This is a genomic window from Ignavibacteriales bacterium (assembly GCA_016214905.1).
Lineage (GTDB): Bacteria > Bacteroidota > Ignavibacteria > UBA10030 > SZUA-254 > PNNN01.
In genome coordinates this window covers 104,475-120,684 of sequence record JACRMQ010000006.1, presented here as the reverse complement: position 1 = coordinate 120,684, position 16,210 = coordinate 104,475, and the positions used below count along the sequence as shown (strand labels likewise).

Here is a 16,210-nt window from a genome sequence, read left to right as displayed (position 1 = left end):
GTCTTATTTTAATAAAAACCATTAAGAATATAATAAATTTTTCTTCATGTTGCTTCCTCGAGGTATATCCGTTCCATTTGATTTCTATAGTATGACCAATCATATTGTTTTACCGCATCAAGTGTTTTATGGAATTCGAGATCGTACAAATTATTTTGATTTTTCTGATCGGCAAAACTAACCGCATTTAGGATTGCTTTTGCTAAAGATGCCTCATCAGCGGGTTCAGAAATAAACACACCCGGGAGATCATGTACAATCTCTAATGCCCCCACGGTTCTGCTTGCTACAACAGGAACGCCACTTGCAAGACCCTCAAGAATCACAAGTCCAAAACCTTCATACAGCGATGGGCAAACGAGGATGTCTAAATCTCTCACGATGTTCTCGATACTTTTTTGATTGGGTAAAAAACGAACAGAATCATGAAGATTCAAGTTATTATAACATTCAAGAATTTCTTCATGATATTTTTTAAAAAAAAGAAAGACATCCTGAAACAAGACTCCGCCAATAATTAAAAACTTCATATCGTGTCTGATACTTTTAACATGCGGAACAGCTTTTAAAAAATATTTATGACCTTTCATCGGTTCAAACCTACCGATCATACCTATCAATTTAACGGATGGATCCAATCCAAGTTCTTTCCGCAATAAATTCGGGTCTCTGGCATTCCTTGGTTTGAATCGATTCAGATCGACACCGAGATAAATTACTTCGATTCGATGCGATAGAAATATCGTCCTCGTGATAACATCTTTTTTGATAGCTATTGAATTGACAATTATTTTCTTTACAAGAACCGGAGCTAGCAGATTGAAGAGAATCATCCGCGCCGGTTCATAAAAGAAGATCAGACTATAGAAAACAGGAATGCGAAACCTCAGAACCGAGGGGGCAACCATCATCAGAGATAGAACATCGCTGATCTGAATTAGATCCGGTCTATACTTCTTAATAAAGCCGTACAATGTGAATGAATCTTTAATCAATTTCCAAAATCTCTTAGGATAGATAAGCGTTTTCAGCATAACATTTTGAAACGGGAGAATAACAGTTTCAACACCAAGCGATTCGATTTTCTCGACAAATTCCCCATGTCGGTTGAAAATCATAATGGGTTTTATTTTCTCACGGTCGATTCCACTAAGAAGGTTATATAAAGCATATTCACCACCCCCCATTTCGGTGTAGAGGTTTATGAACGCAATTGTTTTCCGGTTATTTCCGTTCGACTTTTTCGTATAGATCCTCAAAGGACTGCGCGTATGTTTTCCAATTGACTTTTTCAGAGAAAGTTTGCCCGGCAGCAGAGGCAAAAACCGATTCATTGAAATCGAGAGCCATTGATATCGCGTATGCGAACGAATCAGGATCCATCGGCTCGGCAATAAATACACCTCGATTATCACGCAAAACTTCGAGCGCACCTACCGTCCTGCTTGCCACTACGGGTATACCACTCTCGTACGCCTCGAGCACAACCAAACCGTATGGTTCGTAATCCGATGGACACACACACACATCTAGCGCAGCCATTATTTCCGGAATATCATCCCGATGATCATACAGCACGAAAAATGATCTGAGATTCAGATCGTCAATCCGGCGAAGAACACGCGATTTGAATCGTTCGACCTCAGGAGCGACTTCACTAGTAATAGCGCCACCGACTATCATAAAAACAAGATCATCCCGTTTCTGAAGAAGGCGTTTCGCAGCATCAAGAAAGGTAAGATGGCCCTTCCATACTTCATACCGGCCGACAAGTCCAATAATTTTTTTTTGAAGAGGCAGAGTGAGCTTCGTTCTGATTTTATTCTTTTCCTCTCTGCTGCGAATGAAAAACAATGAAGTGTCAACCCCATTGTAGGCGACTTCTGATATTTCATCAAGTCCTACCGTTTTATTCAGAAGATGATTCTTCACAGAATCCGAATTAGCAACGATGCGATCCACAAACAATAAGGCAAGAATATTGAAGAACCAGCAACGAACAGTGCTATAAAAAACGATAACGCTGTAAACAACCGGCAGACGAAAACGAATCAGTGCCGGTATAAGCAGGAGAAGCGAAAAGACATCGCTGCATTGCACAACATCAACCTCCCGCTGTTTAAGTAACCGTGTGATTTTTCCCGAGGCTTTTATATTTTCAATAATATTTCCCGGTTTAAGAAGCGCCAGAGGATGAGTAACGACAAAAGGGATAATGACAGATTCAATCCCGTTTTCTTTTGCTTTATCAACAAACGGTCCATTTTTATTGAAAAGCAAGATCGGGTCAAAACGCGAGCGGTCGATATTTTTTGCAAGATAGTAAATCGAATACTCGCCGCCTCCGAGCCAGGTAAAAAGATTGAAGTACAATATTTTTATTTTTTTAACATTCACGCGCTGTCCGGATATATATCTCCATTCTATTATTTATAAATCTACGATTCGGAGATATTAGGTGAGTATAATTGCTCAATTTTTCATAAAAGTTACAGAATATTATGCTTATAGTCAAGATTGATGATTTATTTTAATCCTCAACTACCGATAGCAACTTAACAATACCGATTAATTTTATTCAAGTGGGTGTACATTGAACTAAAAGGAAAAAATAATTGCATCATATTCATTCTTTATTGTATATTTTCATGACATATGAATACTCTTGGAAAAATAATTTTTATTTTTTGTTTTATTCTTATCCTACTCCACGTTTGGGGTGCTGGCAACCCATCATATATGAAGTGGGGATTTCAATCATTCGCATATTATGACATCACCACATCGGCGATTGTTTTGTTAATTGCCTTAACATTCTTCATTCCATCGGTTTTGCGTTTTTGGATAAGGGTTTTTGAACGAGTGAGTACACTATTCTCATCTTTACCGTCTCTTGTTATTTTTCTTTGCTGCGTAACTTTGTTAATCTTTTTGTCATTTCAATTTCCCGCACGTGGGTTATTACTTGGCGACAGTAAGTTAATACTTCTTACTACAAGCGAACTTCCATCCAATCCACTTGAATCGGCAAACTTCAGAAATCAACCTCTAGTTCTTGGATCTCTGCACGGCATGAAAAGCGTACTGGCTTTCATTGGTATCGATGGATTACAGAATATTTATATCTTGACAGATATTCTCGCCGGGATTATTTTCCTCGGGATCGTTTATTTATTTCTGTCGAAGGAGAAAATATCCAATACTGAAAAACTACTCAGCGGCCTGTTTTTATTTGCGGGTGGTGGTGTGCAGTTTTTCTTCGGATATATAGAAAACTACGCGCTGCTTTACGCATTTACAGCCGGTTATGTAATAACAGCATTATTTATGCTGCAAAAAAGAATTTCGATCATCTTTCCTGTATTATTTTTCCTTGGAATTGTTGGATTGCATCTGGGTGCCATGATATACCTCCCAAGCGTGATAGTGCTTCTGATTCTTTCGTGGCAAAACAACAAGCGGACTTCTATTGTTCTCACCCTCCTCCTCCCTGCATTATTTCTGTTATTAATTTACCTGAGTGACTACGGCGTGGATAGGTTAATAATCCGGATTCAGGAAGCATTCAAATATGATTTTTTGCCATTCTCACAACCAGCCAACGGAATCCCATACACTCTATTTTCGCTGACGCATTTTGTTGAGTGGATAAATTTAAATTTTCTGGTTGTACCATTGGGATTAATTCCGGCAATAATTATCTTGACAGCAAATTACAAGCAAATTTGGCAGGGTAATAAAGAGCTTCTCTTTCTATTACCTGCAACCATTTGTGGACTCATTTTTACATTCATAATGACGCCAGCTTTAGGTATGTTTCGAGATTGGGATCTAATGGCAAGTTTCTTTATCCCACTGATAATACTTTCATGGTTCCTCTTTATTAACTATTTCAACGGGAACATACGCAAACAAGTAATTACCATTGTAACGATTATATCTATTCTACATATTGCAGCCAGAGTCGGAATTAATTCGAACCCGGATAAACACGTCAGTAGCGTGGAGATTATGGCTCAACCTGCATTACTCAGCCCGTTTGCGCAACAGTTATACTATGACCGGTTAGCAAATATATTTTGGGAAAGGAAAGATTACGCGAAGGCAAAACAATGGTATGAAAGATATACGATCATCGACAGTTCCAATCCACGCATCATCGCGAATCTTTCGGATGTGTACCGTAAACTCAATGAGAACGAAAATGTATACAGAATGCTGAAGAGATCGGTAGAATTAGGGAACCGCGATCCGAAAGTATCAGTCAACTTATCGGTGGAGCTATTCAGACATGATAAGATTGATGAGGCAATTGCTCTGGCAGAAACAACTATAACACTTTATCCGGATTATGCGGTCGGACACGCAAACTTAGGATTAATGTATCTTCAAACAAGAAAAATGGATGATGCTATCAATCATATTGAAACGGCACTCAAACTCGGGAAGTCAGATCCGAAACTTCTTCGTGCTCTTGGCGAGGCGTATGAAGAAAAGGGGAACAATGGTAAAGCGTTCAGCATCTATACGAAATATTTATCCTTGATACCGAATGATACCGCAATTTCAAATAAATTGATAAATTTTAGTACATTGAAAAAGAATTTTACAAACCAAAAATAAGATAATTAATTCGATGCCGAGAACGACTCTTTATATTTTAATTTCGATCTTCATTATTGTGGCGCTGCATGGATGGGCGGCGATCTATCCATCTCATGCGAATTGGGGATTTCATTTTTGGGGATTTTACGAAAAATGGATCGCTGTGTCTGCAATCGGGCTGGTTTTGCTTTGCTCAATTCCTAAGATTCAATCATCGATAATTAATAACATAGACCGATTCGCACGAGCTATAAGAAGATTGCCATGGATTGTAATTTTCGGTTTGACATCTGGAATAATTATTATCGCAATCTACTTCTTTCCGGCTAAGCTTCATCTTCTCGGAGACGGTGCAGTACTACTTCGCTCCGTGCCGAGCGGTATTATGGGTGATGAGATCACATTAAGTTTCCGCAATCAACCGCTTATGTTCTGGATTTATCGTTTGGCGATGAAACTTCATCCGTTTGAAAGTGCACCAAATCCTTACACCGTCTATTATACAATTGATATTGTCGCATTCCTTTGTTTTTTAGCTTTAGTGTTTTGGAGCTTAAGATCATCTCAGCAACCGTTTGTGGAGCGGGTATTATTGGGATGTTTCTTTGCTTTTGCGGGAGGAAGCCAATTTTTCTTCGGATATGTAGAAAATTATGTTTTGTTATATGTGGCTACAACGACATATTTAATCACCGGATGGTTAGCGTTAGAAAAACGGATTTCGATAATTGTTCCGATTTTATGTTTCATCTTGATGGTGCTTTTACACTTTGGATCGTTAGTATTTCTGCCGAGCTTACTATTACTGCTTATCTTTAAATGGAAGAAAAAACGGATTATCGCCATCGGATTGATCGCCGGGATTGGTATTATCGGGATCTCGATGATGTATTTTATCGGATTCAATTTAATGAATATAATCCGCCCTCTGAGATCAGGGTCGGTCGATTTCCTTCAACCTTTTATTGCAGAAGGCGGAAACTTTCCATATGCGATGTTTTCTTTCGCTCATTTGCTAGATTGGTTTAACGCCATCATGCTGGTTGCGCCTTTTGGTTTATTCCTAACAATTATTCTGATCCCGGCGCTATCACCGGAAAAAAGATGGAATAATCCGATATTTTTGTTTTTATTGACTGCCGTTTTCTGCGGAATATTTTTCACTTGGGTTATAAACAGTGCACTAGGTCTTGCTAGAGATTGGGATCTATTTGCAAGTTTTTTTGTCCCACTCATTGTGCTACCAATATATTTATTATTGCAGCCCCTCGAGATCCAATTACGTAGAAACATTCTTTTTCTAATTGCACTAGTGTCAATTTTGCATACTGCTCCATGGATCGGAGTCAATGCATCAGCTGAGAAGCACTTAACCAGAATGCAAATGCTTAATAGTTCACTGTTGTTATCAAAAACAGCTCAGTTGGTACATAGTGAAGCTTTGGCAAATTATTTTTTTGATAACCAACGATATGCCGATGCAAGGAGCTACTATGAACTTTACATGGTGATTGATTCGGCAAATCCGCGCATCATCGGAAACATTTCAGACGTTTACAGGAAATTAGGTGAGAAGGAAAAATATTTCTATCAACTAAAACGTGCTGCTGAAGCAAACAGTCCGGATCCGGGTATCTATTCCAATTTAGGTGTTGAATACGCAACACGCGGTGATACACTGAAAGCAATCGAGTTTAACGAGCGTGCCATCCAAATGAATGGCAATAGTTCGCGCGCGCACGCGAATTTAGGAATCTTGTATTCAGCAAAAAATGATTTTGCAACGGCTGATAAACATTTCAGAGCGGCTATTGACCTAGGAATGCGTGAGCCGCTTTTGTTTCTGTATGCAGGCGATTGTGCAACACGGGTAGGAGATTTACAGCGTGCAATTACGAATTACGACACATATCTTTTAAATAATCCGAACGATAAGCGGTTGCGCGCGTTAAGAGATAAAATGTATGAATATTTATCGAGAGGGAAAAAATAAATTAATTAAGTTCGGCTAAATGCAAGTTATAGAGATCAACATTTTTTATTATTTTCTTTTCTCTTGAAAGAGATCCCCAGAGCGATTCCGATTGGAATTCCTATTGAAAGTCCGAGAAGAAGATCACCAAGTGCCACACCGATTGCACCCGACAGGGCAACACCAAGGGCGACACCCCTAATCATTGCGGTGCTGTTTTTCTGTTGCAGATCTGGTTCAACATTTTGATTCATTATTATCACTTTAAATTAGTAAAATAAAAACCACAAACATCTGGATGATACTTGTGGTTTGTGGGCCCTGTAGGACTTGAACCTACGACCCGCAGATTATGAGTCTGCTGCTCTAACCAACTGAGCTAAGGGCCCTTAAATAACAAAACGTTTATAAATCTTGATAAATATATCACTATTTTGTCAAATTTCAAAGAAAAATAATCAAAAATCTTTATAATTGACTCATTTGAAAGAATTTCATATATTGTATATGCTGTGATGTAGGTGTTCGGTAACTGAATCTTGGGAACGTGTAATAGAAACCTCGTTCATATCTTCGGTACATCTCAGAAGTTAACTAATTTTCCAATGAACCAATTGGGGAGTACGAATGGGACGTACAAAATATTCTGGACGTTTCTGTGCATATTGCAACAAAGAAACACGGATGGTGCAGGTTGGTACAATGGAAGGAATTCAAGGTAAAACTTGGTTCCGTTGTACACGGTGTCATCATGCAGCTTTGTTAGAAGAAGAGTCTGTTGATAAAGCGCAAGCTGAACTCGAGCCTTCACAAGCAAGGGTGTACAATCCATGGCAATCATTCCATATTGGTGAATCGATATTTCATCAAGAATGGAATGAAGTAGGAAAAGTTCTATCTAAAATAAAAATGTCGGACGGCAATCAAGCAATTGTAGTGTCGTTCGAAATCGCGGGTCAGCGGCGGCTGATCGAAAATTTAAAGCCGGAAGAACCGGTAGAAAGCGAAATTGTATCGTAATTCGTTTGTTACTAAGATCGGAAGGAGGTGAATCGAATGGTCGGTATTGTTGTAAATGAAAATGAAAACATTGACCGTGCGATCCGAAGATTCAAAAAGAAATATGAACGCTCAGGTATCCTGAAAGAAGTGAAGAAACGTTCATACTTCACCAAACCTTCCGTGAAGAAACGCATGGAGAAAATTAAAGCCGTGCGCCGTGCCTATCGCACAAATATGGAAGAGATGTAAAATCCGTTTGCACAGAATAATTAAAGGGCCGGTATTGCTACCGACCCTTTTTTATTCCCCATTCTAATAAACTTTTCTCAAACAGATTTATTATCGGTAATCTGTATTTTCTTTCCTAATCCGATTCGCTTTTTAATTGCCGGAATCTGGATCAACCCTACTAAAACCAACAACAGGCTGATGCCCCAACCGGCATTCGTAATTGCTAAACCGGTTTCATAAATAGAAGCATCGAACCGGAACTCTACTGTGTGCTCACCTGCAGGTATAATAAGTGAACGCAAAACATAATTCGTTTTATAAATCTCCACAGTATTCCCGTCAATAAATGCTTTCCACCCCGGAGGATAATATATTTCGCTCACCACCAACAGTGCGCTTTGAGCAGTAAATACTTTCATGCTCAGTTTTTGGGATTGATATTGAATGTCAGATACCCTCGTTGAATCAGATTTTAAGATTGCGGATGGAAGCGCAGTTTCAAGAATTGCTGTTTTGTGTGGATTCCAATCGGGTGAGTTAAGATGGAGAAAAACTGCATTTTTGGATGATGCGACAATCGCGGTATCAACAAACCAAGCTCTCGGTAAGCAACCCGGATTTATGTAAGTTAACATTTTCTTCGTCTGATCGAAGTTTACCATCTGGAACTTATTTGCGGGTAATTGACCGGGCGCTATAAGGTATTTTACGTTAAGCATATTTACAACGTTCATATTGATTGGAAATTGCGGATCGGCTCCGTTATAAAGGGCTGACTCAATCAGATCTTGATATATTCTGATTTTCGCCGGGCTGTAACCCCCAATGGATGATAGTTGATGATACATGAAAGAATTATTTTGAAATAAATCCTGACCGGACCCATCGCGTCCGAGAGGGAATATCCTATAAAGCGAGGAATCATTATTCAGATACTGTACAGTCGCGTCTGCTTGTGGTTCTTCGAAGGATGTTCTCGGACGGGGATTGACAAATTTAACATCCACCGCTGCCAGATCAACAGTCACAAGTAAAATCATTCCGGCGGCGGCAAGTGTCGGCGATTTCCTTCCCTTGATATAAAAATAAATTAATCCCAGCAATGCACCTGAGAGGACAAACATTTTTATCATGTCACCCCAAAATACATCAAAACGTTTTTCTTTAAGGAGTGTTTGATATTGCAGAGCACCTTGTTGTCCGGCTTGCTGGATAAATTCCCTCAACTCCCCTTCTTTGGAGAACATAAAATCCGATAGAAAACTTTGGAGAAAAGATTTACCCACTAGTGAGAATACGATCACAGCACCGATGATTGCTATCCACTTAAGAATATTTTTATTTATTTTTTCAAGATCGATTTCTTTGCCACGCTGGTGCAATTCCATTAAAAATGAAACACCGAAAGCCGCAATCAACCCGCACGTCAGTGAAACCAGCGATAGAATCATGGCAGGCGCGCGTAACGAATTGAAGTAAGGTAGATAATCAAAAAATAGATTGTAGATAAGACCCAAATGATTTCCGAACGATAGGAATAAAATGAAAATGGTGAAAATTGTCAAGAACCATGTGAGGCGGTTTCGCTTATATATAAACGCGAACACCATAAGCAACGCAGGTATAATGCCGACATAAACAGGTCCTTCCACAAACGGCATCCAACCCCAGTAAAGCGGCAAAGCCTGCTCTGCCCCCTGGATCTCCGTGATATAATTATTTGAGAAACCGAAAAATGACGGGTGAATAAATGTGAGCATCTCTAACGGATGGTTAGACCAGCTTGTGGCATATTCATAAGTTAAACTGCCTCGGATTGAATGTGGTTTGTACTGCTCGGTGGGGAAATATTGATACGTGAATATCGCGAAACCGATCGCCATAGCGGCTGCAAATAAGGCGAATCTTTTTGCAACAATCACTGGTTGTGTTTTAATGTCGAGTATGGATTCGTATAGAAAATAAATCCCAATTAAAAGTAATCCGTATAATGCAATCTGGGGATGTTTATTCAGAAGCATTGTACCGGTGGCAGCACCGAGCAAACCAAGACTTAGGATATCTCTACGCTGAAATAACGAAACAGCTAAAAGAAACACCAATGGTACGAAAGTCAGTGTCATCATCTTAGATCCGTGTCCCGATTGTGCCAAACCGATTGCGTACGGATTCAGCATCATAGTTATCGCAGCGAATAGGGATGGAAGGTGGAGAAATTTCAATTGACGCGCAAGGAAGTAGGTGAATATACCCATTAGGAAATAGTGAAGAATAAACCACGACATCTCACCACCGAAGAAAAGAGGTTTACCAATAAATAGTAAAATGATTTCGGGATAGTTGAGATCGCGGGAAAAAATCATTGCGCTTGCAACCGGCAAACCACTGAAGATGTACGGTATCCAGAACGGGTCTACTTTTTCTGTAGTTCTGATATGTTCCATCGCCTTATCCCAGCTACGGACCGAAGCAGTATCACCAGAATCTGCGAACATCATATCAGATGTAATAATCTTGAAGAAAAGAATATACAGCAGTACAAAAAGAACAGCTATACTGAATATATCTTTTTTCACAGAAGAAAGATTATCGAACCATGTCGGTTTTAAATTAAACGAACTTTTTGTGCTTGATAATTTAGATTTGGTTGACATATAGACTTTCAATCGTTATTGTTTTCCATTGACAGGAATGAATATACGGAAAAAAAGGGAAAGAATTAACAAGGGTGCCGAATGACACCCCTTCAAACTGTATCTGATCGGAAAATATTTATTTAACCATGACTCGAAAATCTTTGTATTGAATTGTTGACATATTCTCATTTCCGATTCCTATATACCCTTTTTGAACATCGGCAAGAAATTCGGTTGCGGGGTGTTGCCCGGTAAATATGTCAATTTCAGAACCATCATAAAATATTTTTAATGTATTATTTTTGTCCTGAATTTCTATTGAATGCCATATTGTTGTGTCGATTGGGAGACTAACTTGATTGTAAAAATATGAGCCATTAGGCCACCCATAGTAAAAACCATTCCAATTTATATGTGCAAGAATGAACGTACTCGGATAAACCCATTGCAGGATCAATGCTTTACCGAGTAATGAGTCTTGAGGTGAAATTCTCCAAGCAAATTTAAAATTGTCCCCTTTAAATTTGAAACTATACGCACCCTCTCCTTGGTTGACTGTCTTGTTTATAAAGTGGACATGATTAACCGGGGAAATAGATATTATATTGTTCTGAAATAAAATCTTATCTTGCGACCCGCCACCCCTTGCATCGCGCGTCCATTCCCAAAGCAAATTATTGGGAAAAATTGTGTTACTTGGCCAAATTGCTTTAATCTCGATATCACCAGTAATTGCAACCATATTAAGTTCAATCAGTGTTGTCTGGCCTTCTATAACATCTAAATCAGCTTCACCATAGTAACAAATGATATCCGAGCTATCAAATGCATCTATCAACAAATGCCATCGGCCTACGATAATATTTTCAAACTTTCCATTAGCAGAAATACCCGTATCAGAGATCGATAAAAATATCGTATCACTCTCAAATCCCGTGCGAGTTATACATGCTCGAATCGATTTTATACCGTTGGGAATGTCGCTTAAACTGAAAGCTACTTTACCAAGCTTGTCAACTCCAGGGCCAATTATTGTCTCTTCATTTTTGCTACAACTTGAGAAAAGAGAAACAAATAAAATAAATAAAATAAACCTATAGGAAAGCATAGATCCTCCTTGGATAAAAAATATATTATGTTTTGAGATTTCTAAATGATTGTTTGAAAAGAAAAGTATTTGATCTGATATAATCAAAACCATTCGAAATTATTTTGGTTCGATTAAAAATAATCACCCTTCCAATCGATCTTTCAGTTAGCTCAATGTTTTAATCAGTTAATTCAAGAATAAATTACTGATTTATTCAATAATAGTCAATACAAAAACGTTTGCTTAAATCCTCTTTCTCTGCACTTGTGTTACATCTGATTATCGAGTGCGCTTGCATGGTAGATTTTGTATATCTTAGTATTTCTAAAGATCTTATCAGGAATTTCCCTATTGACATAATCGTTTAAATTGAGTACTTTTATTAGGAGATTTATCATTTTGGGAAAACAACTTATAAACTTTATAAAATCATTCATAGGAGCTAATATGGTAATCCGGATTTTTTGTATATTCGGTATCCTTTTTCTTTTTGCGAGTCTTTCACTCAGTCAAAGCTTGTTTACATTTGAAGACCACTTTGATAGTGTTACATCATCAGGTAACTGGCATCATACACAAGATTACCGAGGTGGTGGTGTTTTTGAGGTTGTTGATGGACAATTTAAACGCACTACACCAGGTTTTGTTTTTTATTACAACGATGGCTTTACAAACGGTACTGGGACATACGAATTTAAAGCCCAAGGGTGGTGGGTTTTTCTATGGCGGGGATCAACTAATGCTTATAGTGGGAAAGCAGTTCTTATTGGATCGGCAGGTTCTTCAGCAGAATATTTAGATTATGATGAAGCTGTTTGGTCTGGATACGATCACCAATATCATAACGGCTCTATTCTCCGACAAGAAAGAAAGTTTGTCGGGCAGTATCTTCGCGATAGTATGAATACAATAAAGATAGTTGACTCTGGTGATAGTGCAAAAATCTATGTCAACAATGAGCTCATTCATAACGTTATCATTTCACCTGATTGGAGACAGGATGGATACATAGAGATTGGTGCTAATGGAGAAACCGATTTAACTGCTTTTGATGATATAGTTATTTCCGGTATAATAAATACATCTGTAAAAACAATTGAGAACACAACCCCAACCACATTTCGTCTTCAACAAAACTATCCAAACCCGTTCAATCCAATAACAAAAATAAAATATCAAATACCGGAAGATACAAGGGTATCCTTTAAAATATTCAATGTTTTAGGTGAGGAGATTAAAACTATTGTTAATGAATATCAATCGGCAGGGTATAAAGAAATCACATTCAATGGAGAAGACCTGCCATCCGGTTTTTATTTTTATCGATTACAAACCGATAAATTTACCGATGTCAAAAAAATGTTATTGGTAAAATGATATTCTAAACTATTTAATTCTGAACTACAAACAAACCGCCGGTCAATGCACCGGCGGTTTTATTTTACAAGCAAGCTCGTGGCAGGTGATAAAATAAATTTAAACCTTCACAAGTTTATAAAGTTGAATTCTATGAAAAGCCGTTCTGAAAAAAGGCCGAAAACCTGTTACTGCCCACCAAGCAGGAAATGGACTGAATATCTCCGAGTTTACTATTTTGAAACCGCAATAATCAAACATTCGAGATAGACCATGCTCTTTATATTCGATAAAGTGAGCATCGGTTTGATATATGGGGATAACTGCGAGTTTCGGCGTCGAAAGATATAATACACCGCTGGGAGTCAACAATTTGTGAATTTCTTTTAAAAAGTGAGACGGATTCATAACATGTTCCAAGACTTCAAAACATAGAATCGTTTCGTATTTTTCACTTTTAGTCTTGATAGAATCATTAAAATCAGATTTTAATGTATTCTCGATTTTGATGTTGTGTTGTTTTGAAATTTGTTCGCCTATCCAATTAGGATCGCTGATATCAAGACATGGTTCACTAATTTTTTCTATCATTTTCAGATAGTGTTTTAAACGGTTCCTTTGATTTAGATCGGGTGAAAAAATTACTTCATGTGCGAATGGTATATCCCGGAGTGTTTCTTTAGTCTTAAATCCTCTGTCAAATAATTTCATTGATATTCCTTTTTTTTAAATTCTCGATCGTAATAATTTCATTCACCCGTTTTCTGAACACGGGGTATACAAAATCATGAAAGCGATTACGTGCACGTTCTCCTACACTGATGTCAACCTCCCCATGGATAATCCTGGTCGATAATTTCATCAAATCATCAATTGTATCCCACAAAAATCCATTCATTCCATGTGTGATAATTTCCCGCTGTCCTCCCTTTGCAATAACGACCGGAATACACCGCGCAGACATTGCCTCAACGGTGGTCATTCCGAAATGTTCGGCGTTTTCAGGATTCCGCTCCTCGTCAATTCCGTACCCCGCGCCATGCCAGAATATCGTTGCTTCATTATACATCCGCCGCATTGTATCAAACGATTCATTGACGTGGAATATAACCGGATAATTTTTATTATCTACTTCCAATTGACGAATCATCTCCCTCGAATCGCTATCAGTTGAGGCACTTCCGACCAGATGATATTCCCAGTCGTGTAGACCGGCGTCGTACAACATTCGGAATGCAGCCGTTAACACATCATACCGTTTATTATTATACAACCCTTTGAAGAATCGTCCCACACTCAGGATAATATTTTTCTTGGATATACCCGGTTCATACAAATCCTGAATGGGTGGATAAAGAATACAGCTCTCGATATCATAATTCCTCTTCAGGATATCTTGAACAAACTGAGAGTATACCAGCACAACAGACGCCTGTCTCCGGGCAAACGACATCAACCGCAACCGGAGAATATCTTTTCCGCCCTCTCGTATCTGACCCCGGCATACTTTCGTTGCGACCGAAAGCGGTGTAATTTCCCTATACGGGATTTGGATGATTTGGACGTGTGAACGCGCTCTTGTGACAATCTTTCTTACATTCGACTGAAATATAAAACAGTCGGCATCACCAACCACTTCCGGAACATCACTCATTCTGGCTGCATGCTTAAAGTGTACCTTTGAGAGATCGATATGAGAGAATTTTTCCAGTTGCATCTTACTGATCGACGCATCCGAGGAAACAATCGTGGCATCATGCACGGGATTCTCCGATAACGCTTCAGCGATACCGAGAAGATATTTCTCCCCTCCGCCAAACGTTCCCCAATATGGTGAATATAGGAAAATACTCTTCATCGGCTATCCACGGATTTATTTTGTAATGGTATCCGGAATAATTTCGCCGCAAGTTCCATTTCTTGTTCTCCAAATCCACCAATGAAATATAAAACTATCAAATAGGAAACAGCACCTAACAAAACAATTAAAAAGAAATTCAATCCCGATAATAAGACTAAGAGAGTACCCATTAATAGTGCCGCGACAAACGGTTTAATGATAGAGATGATCGATAAATTTCCATAAGATATTTTTTGAAGATACAAACGGTGAACAATAAAAATCAAGAACTCAACACCAATCATCGTTAACGGCAAAACGATGTAACCATACTTGGGCACTATGACTACGGAAAACGCGGTAGTTGCCAAACCAATAATTATTGATAAAAACATTAATAAAGTTTGTCGGTTAATTGCCATAAGAAATGTTGCAGTAACCCAGTTCAAATATGAAATGATAATCGAGATTATTCCCAATTGGAGAACAATAATGCCTGGATTAAATTCAGTGGTGAATATAATGGCAAATAATTTAGGTGCGAGTATAATTATTCCGGTCGCCACAGGAAAAGCTATAATCAGCATAATACGAAGAGAATCGTTTAAAGCTTTTGATAATTTATTTGCTGCAGTAGTGTAGAATTCTGAAAATATTGGATAAACAACCTGTGAATAAGCCGTTGGAATCATCATCAATATCGAAATCAATTTATACCCCGCGGTATAGATCCCGACCTCGATATCACCTCGCGTATATTTTAGCACTGTAGGACCTATAAACATATACATTGAGGCTCCAAGTGAATTCATCGCGATTGGTGTGCTGTCATTCAGGAAACTTCTCCATATTTTTTTATCGATGGAATATTCGGGAATACCGATCGTACTCGAATACTTAAAATACAAGAAAATCATGTTTGCAAGAGCAACGATAATACTTAAAATCAATACCGTTATTACATATGGACTCGCTTTAATAAGAAGAACTACAAATACCGATAAGAGCAAATCATTCAAAATATTTGAAACCGAGACAATGGTCATTTTACGGTGTGCTTGAAAAGCGCTTAAAAATATCATCGATATTCCGTTAATGGCAAATACGACTGTAGTTAAAAGAACTGCCCAGTTAGTTTGATTATCAAAATGTAAAACTATACCAGCCAATCCAACCACCAAACCAGCAATAAGAACAACAATAATCTTTAAATAGATTATTCTGCCAACGAGACCGGTACTTTTTGATAAGTCACGCGCAATTTCTCTGGTAAGAAGCTGGGACATGCCGAAATCGAATAGCACTTGAAAGAGTGAACAAAAATACAATGCAAAATTCAAAATACCGAAATTTGCCACTCCAAGATTTGCTGCGAGATAGCTTAATCGCATCATTCCGAAAATGAGGCCAACAACCTTTCCGAAAAATATCGCTGCTGTATCAAGAGTTATTTTTTTTGTCTGCGTTGCCATCTGAAT

General features: G+C 38.3%; 13 protein-coding genes and 1 tRNA gene. 5 read left to right on the top strand and 9 right to left on the bottom strand.

Going from position 1 to position 16,210, the window contains the following annotated elements:
• Nucleotides 1–44 precede the first annotated feature (44 nt).
• Together HZB59_04340 and HZB59_04335 are read right to left on the bottom strand one after the other, a co-directional pair.
• A complete protein-coding gene (locus HZB59_04340) occupies nucleotides 45–1,334 on the bottom strand; it encodes a glycosyltransferase family 4 protein (GenBank protein ID MBI5020642.1) in 1,290 nt (429 codons plus the stop codon).
• A complete protein-coding gene (locus HZB59_04335; GenBank protein ID MBI5020641.1) occupies nucleotides 1,225–2,397 on the bottom strand; it encodes a glycosyltransferase family 4 protein in 1,173 nt (390 codons plus the stop codon). The genes HZB59_04340 and HZB59_04335 overlap by 110 nt, the downstream gene beginning before the upstream one ends.
• Before the next feature lie 258 nt (nucleotides 2,398–2,655).
• Between HZB59_04335 and HZB59_04330 the strand changes: the two genes are divergently transcribed.
• Together HZB59_04330 and HZB59_04325 are read left to right on the top strand one after the other, a co-directional pair.
• Nucleotides 2,656–4,623: a tetratricopeptide repeat protein gene (locus tag HZB59_04330; protein ID MBI5020640.1), complete on the top strand. Its 1,968-nt coding sequence runs from the start codon at nucleotides 2,656–2,658 to the stop codon at nucleotides 4,621–4,623.
• A gap of 13 nt (nucleotides 4,624–4,636) precedes the next feature.
• Nucleotides 4,637–6,598 (top strand): hypothetical protein, encoded by a 1,962-nt coding sequence (locus HZB59_04325; GenBank protein MBI5020639.1) that lies wholly within the window; start codon nucleotides 4,637–4,639, stop codon nucleotides 6,596–6,598.
• Nucleotides 6,599–6,633: 35 nt separating this feature from the next.
• Here HZB59_04325 and HZB59_04320 read toward each other — a convergent pair whose 3' ends face one another.
• Both HZB59_04320 and HZB59_04315 read right to left on the bottom strand, forming a co-directional pair.
• Nucleotides 6,634–6,831, bottom strand: coding sequence for a hypothetical protein (locus HZB59_04320; protein MBI5020638.1), 198 nt, complete (start codon nucleotides 6,829–6,831; stop codon nucleotides 6,634–6,636).
• Between the two features lie 61 nt (nucleotides 6,832–6,892).
• Nucleotides 6,893–6,966: transfer RNA gene (locus HZB59_04315), tRNA-Ile, on the bottom strand.
• Between the two features lie 238 nt (nucleotides 6,967–7,204).
• On the opposite strand from HZB59_04315, the gene HZB59_04310 reads away from it, so the two are divergent.
• Together HZB59_04310 and rpsU are read left to right on the top strand one after the other, a co-directional pair.
• The gene (locus HZB59_04310) at nucleotides 7,205–7,597 is read left to right on the top strand and encodes a hypothetical protein (GenBank protein ID MBI5020637.1); all 393 of its coding nucleotides are present in this window, start codon (nucleotides 7,205–7,207) and stop codon (nucleotides 7,595–7,597) included.
• A 36-nt stretch (nucleotides 7,598–7,633) separates the two neighbouring features.
• Nucleotides 7,634–7,828, top strand: a complete 195-nt coding sequence (rpsU, locus tag HZB59_04305; GenBank protein MBI5020636.1) for a 30S ribosomal protein S21 — start codon at nucleotides 7,634–7,636, stop codon at nucleotides 7,826–7,828.
• 77 nt (nucleotides 7,829–7,905) lie between these two features.
• Here the strand turns inward: rpsU and HZB59_04300 are convergent, their stop codons facing one another.
• Complete coding sequence (locus tag HZB59_04300; protein ID MBI5020635.1) at nucleotides 7,906–10,464, bottom strand: YfhO family protein; 2,559 nt, start codon at nucleotides 10,462–10,464, stop codon at nucleotides 7,906–7,908.
• A gap of 118 nt (nucleotides 10,465–10,582) precedes the next feature.
• Nucleotides 10,583–11,647, bottom strand: coding sequence for a hypothetical protein (locus HZB59_04295; protein ID MBI5020634.1), 1,065 nt, complete (start codon nucleotides 11,645–11,647; stop codon nucleotides 10,583–10,585).
• 789 nt (nucleotides 11,648–12,436) lie between these two features.
• Here HZB59_04295 and HZB59_04290 point away from each other — a divergent pair.
• Nucleotides 12,437–12,913, top strand: a complete 477-nt coding sequence (locus HZB59_04290; GenBank protein ID MBI5020633.1) for a T9SS type A sorting domain-containing protein — start codon at nucleotides 12,437–12,439, stop codon at nucleotides 12,911–12,913.
• Nucleotides 12,914–13,012: 99 nt separating this feature from the next.
• Here the strand turns inward: HZB59_04290 and HZB59_04285 are convergent, their stop codons facing one another.
• Genes HZB59_04285 through HZB59_04275 form a run of 3 tightly spaced genes read right to left on the bottom strand, consistent with a single transcriptional unit; the run spans nucleotide 13,013 to nucleotide 16,204 of the window.
• A complete protein-coding gene (locus tag HZB59_04285) occupies nucleotides 13,013–13,603 on the bottom strand; it encodes a methyltransferase domain-containing protein (protein MBI5020632.1) in 591 nt (196 codons plus the stop codon).
• Nucleotides 13,590–14,750 (bottom strand): glycosyltransferase, encoded by a 1,161-nt coding sequence (locus HZB59_04280; GenBank protein MBI5020631.1) that lies wholly within the window; start codon nucleotides 14,748–14,750, stop codon nucleotides 13,590–13,592. The genes HZB59_04285 and HZB59_04280 overlap by 14 nt, the downstream gene beginning before the upstream one ends.
• Entirely contained in the window at nucleotides 14,747–16,204 is a 1,458-nt protein-coding gene (locus tag HZB59_04275; GenBank protein MBI5020630.1) for a flippase, read from the bottom strand. The genes HZB59_04280 and HZB59_04275 overlap by 4 nt, the downstream gene beginning before the upstream one ends.
• Between the last annotated feature and the right edge of the window lie 6 nt (nucleotides 16,205–16,210).

What these genes read in the sequence shown, in the direction of transcription:
- HZB59_04295 (MBI5020634.1), bottom strand. Translation starts at nt 11,647, where the DNA reads ATGGTTTTGATTATATCAGATCAAATACTTTTCTTTTCAAACAATCAT.
- HZB59_04320 (MBI5020638.1), bottom strand. Translation starts at nt 6,831, where the DNA reads ATGAATCAAAATGTTGAACCAGATCTGCAACAGAAAAACAGCACCGCA.
- rpsU (MBI5020636.1), top strand. Translation starts at nt 7,634, where the DNA reads ATGGTCGGTATTGTTGTAAATGAAAATGAAAACATTGACCGTGCGATC.
- HZB59_04300 (MBI5020635.1), bottom strand. Translation starts at nt 10,464, where the DNA reads ATGTCAACCAAATCTAAATTATCAAGCACAAAAAGTTCGTTTAATTTA.
- HZB59_04310 (MBI5020637.1), top strand. Translation starts at nt 7,205, where the DNA reads ATGGGACGTACAAAATATTCTGGACGTTTCTGTGCATATTGCAACAAA.
- HZB59_04290 (MBI5020633.1), top strand. Translation starts at nt 12,437, where the DNA reads ATGAATACAATAAAGATAGTTGACTCTGGTGATAGTGCAAAAATCTAT.
- HZB59_04330 (MBI5020640.1), top strand. Translation starts at nt 2,656, where the DNA reads ATGAATACTCTTGGAAAAATAATTTTTATTTTTTGTTTTATTCTTATC.
- HZB59_04280 (MBI5020631.1), bottom strand. Translation starts at nt 14,750, where the DNA reads ATGAAGAGTATTTTCCTATATTCACCATATTGGGGAACGTTTGGCGGA.
- HZB59_04325 (MBI5020639.1), top strand. Translation starts at nt 4,637, where the DNA reads ATGCCGAGAACGACTCTTTATATTTTAATTTCGATCTTCATTATTGTG.
- HZB59_04340 (MBI5020642.1), bottom strand. Translation starts at nt 1,334, where the DNA reads ATGAATCGGTTTTTGCCTCTGCTGCCGGGCAAACTTTCTCTGAAAAAG.
- HZB59_04275 (MBI5020630.1), bottom strand. Translation starts at nt 16,204, where the DNA reads ATGGCAACGCAGACAAAAAAAATAACTCTTGATACAGCAGCGATATTT.
- HZB59_04285 (MBI5020632.1), bottom strand. Translation starts at nt 13,603, where the DNA reads ATGAAATTATTTGACAGAGGATTTAAGACTAAAGAAACACTCCGGGAT.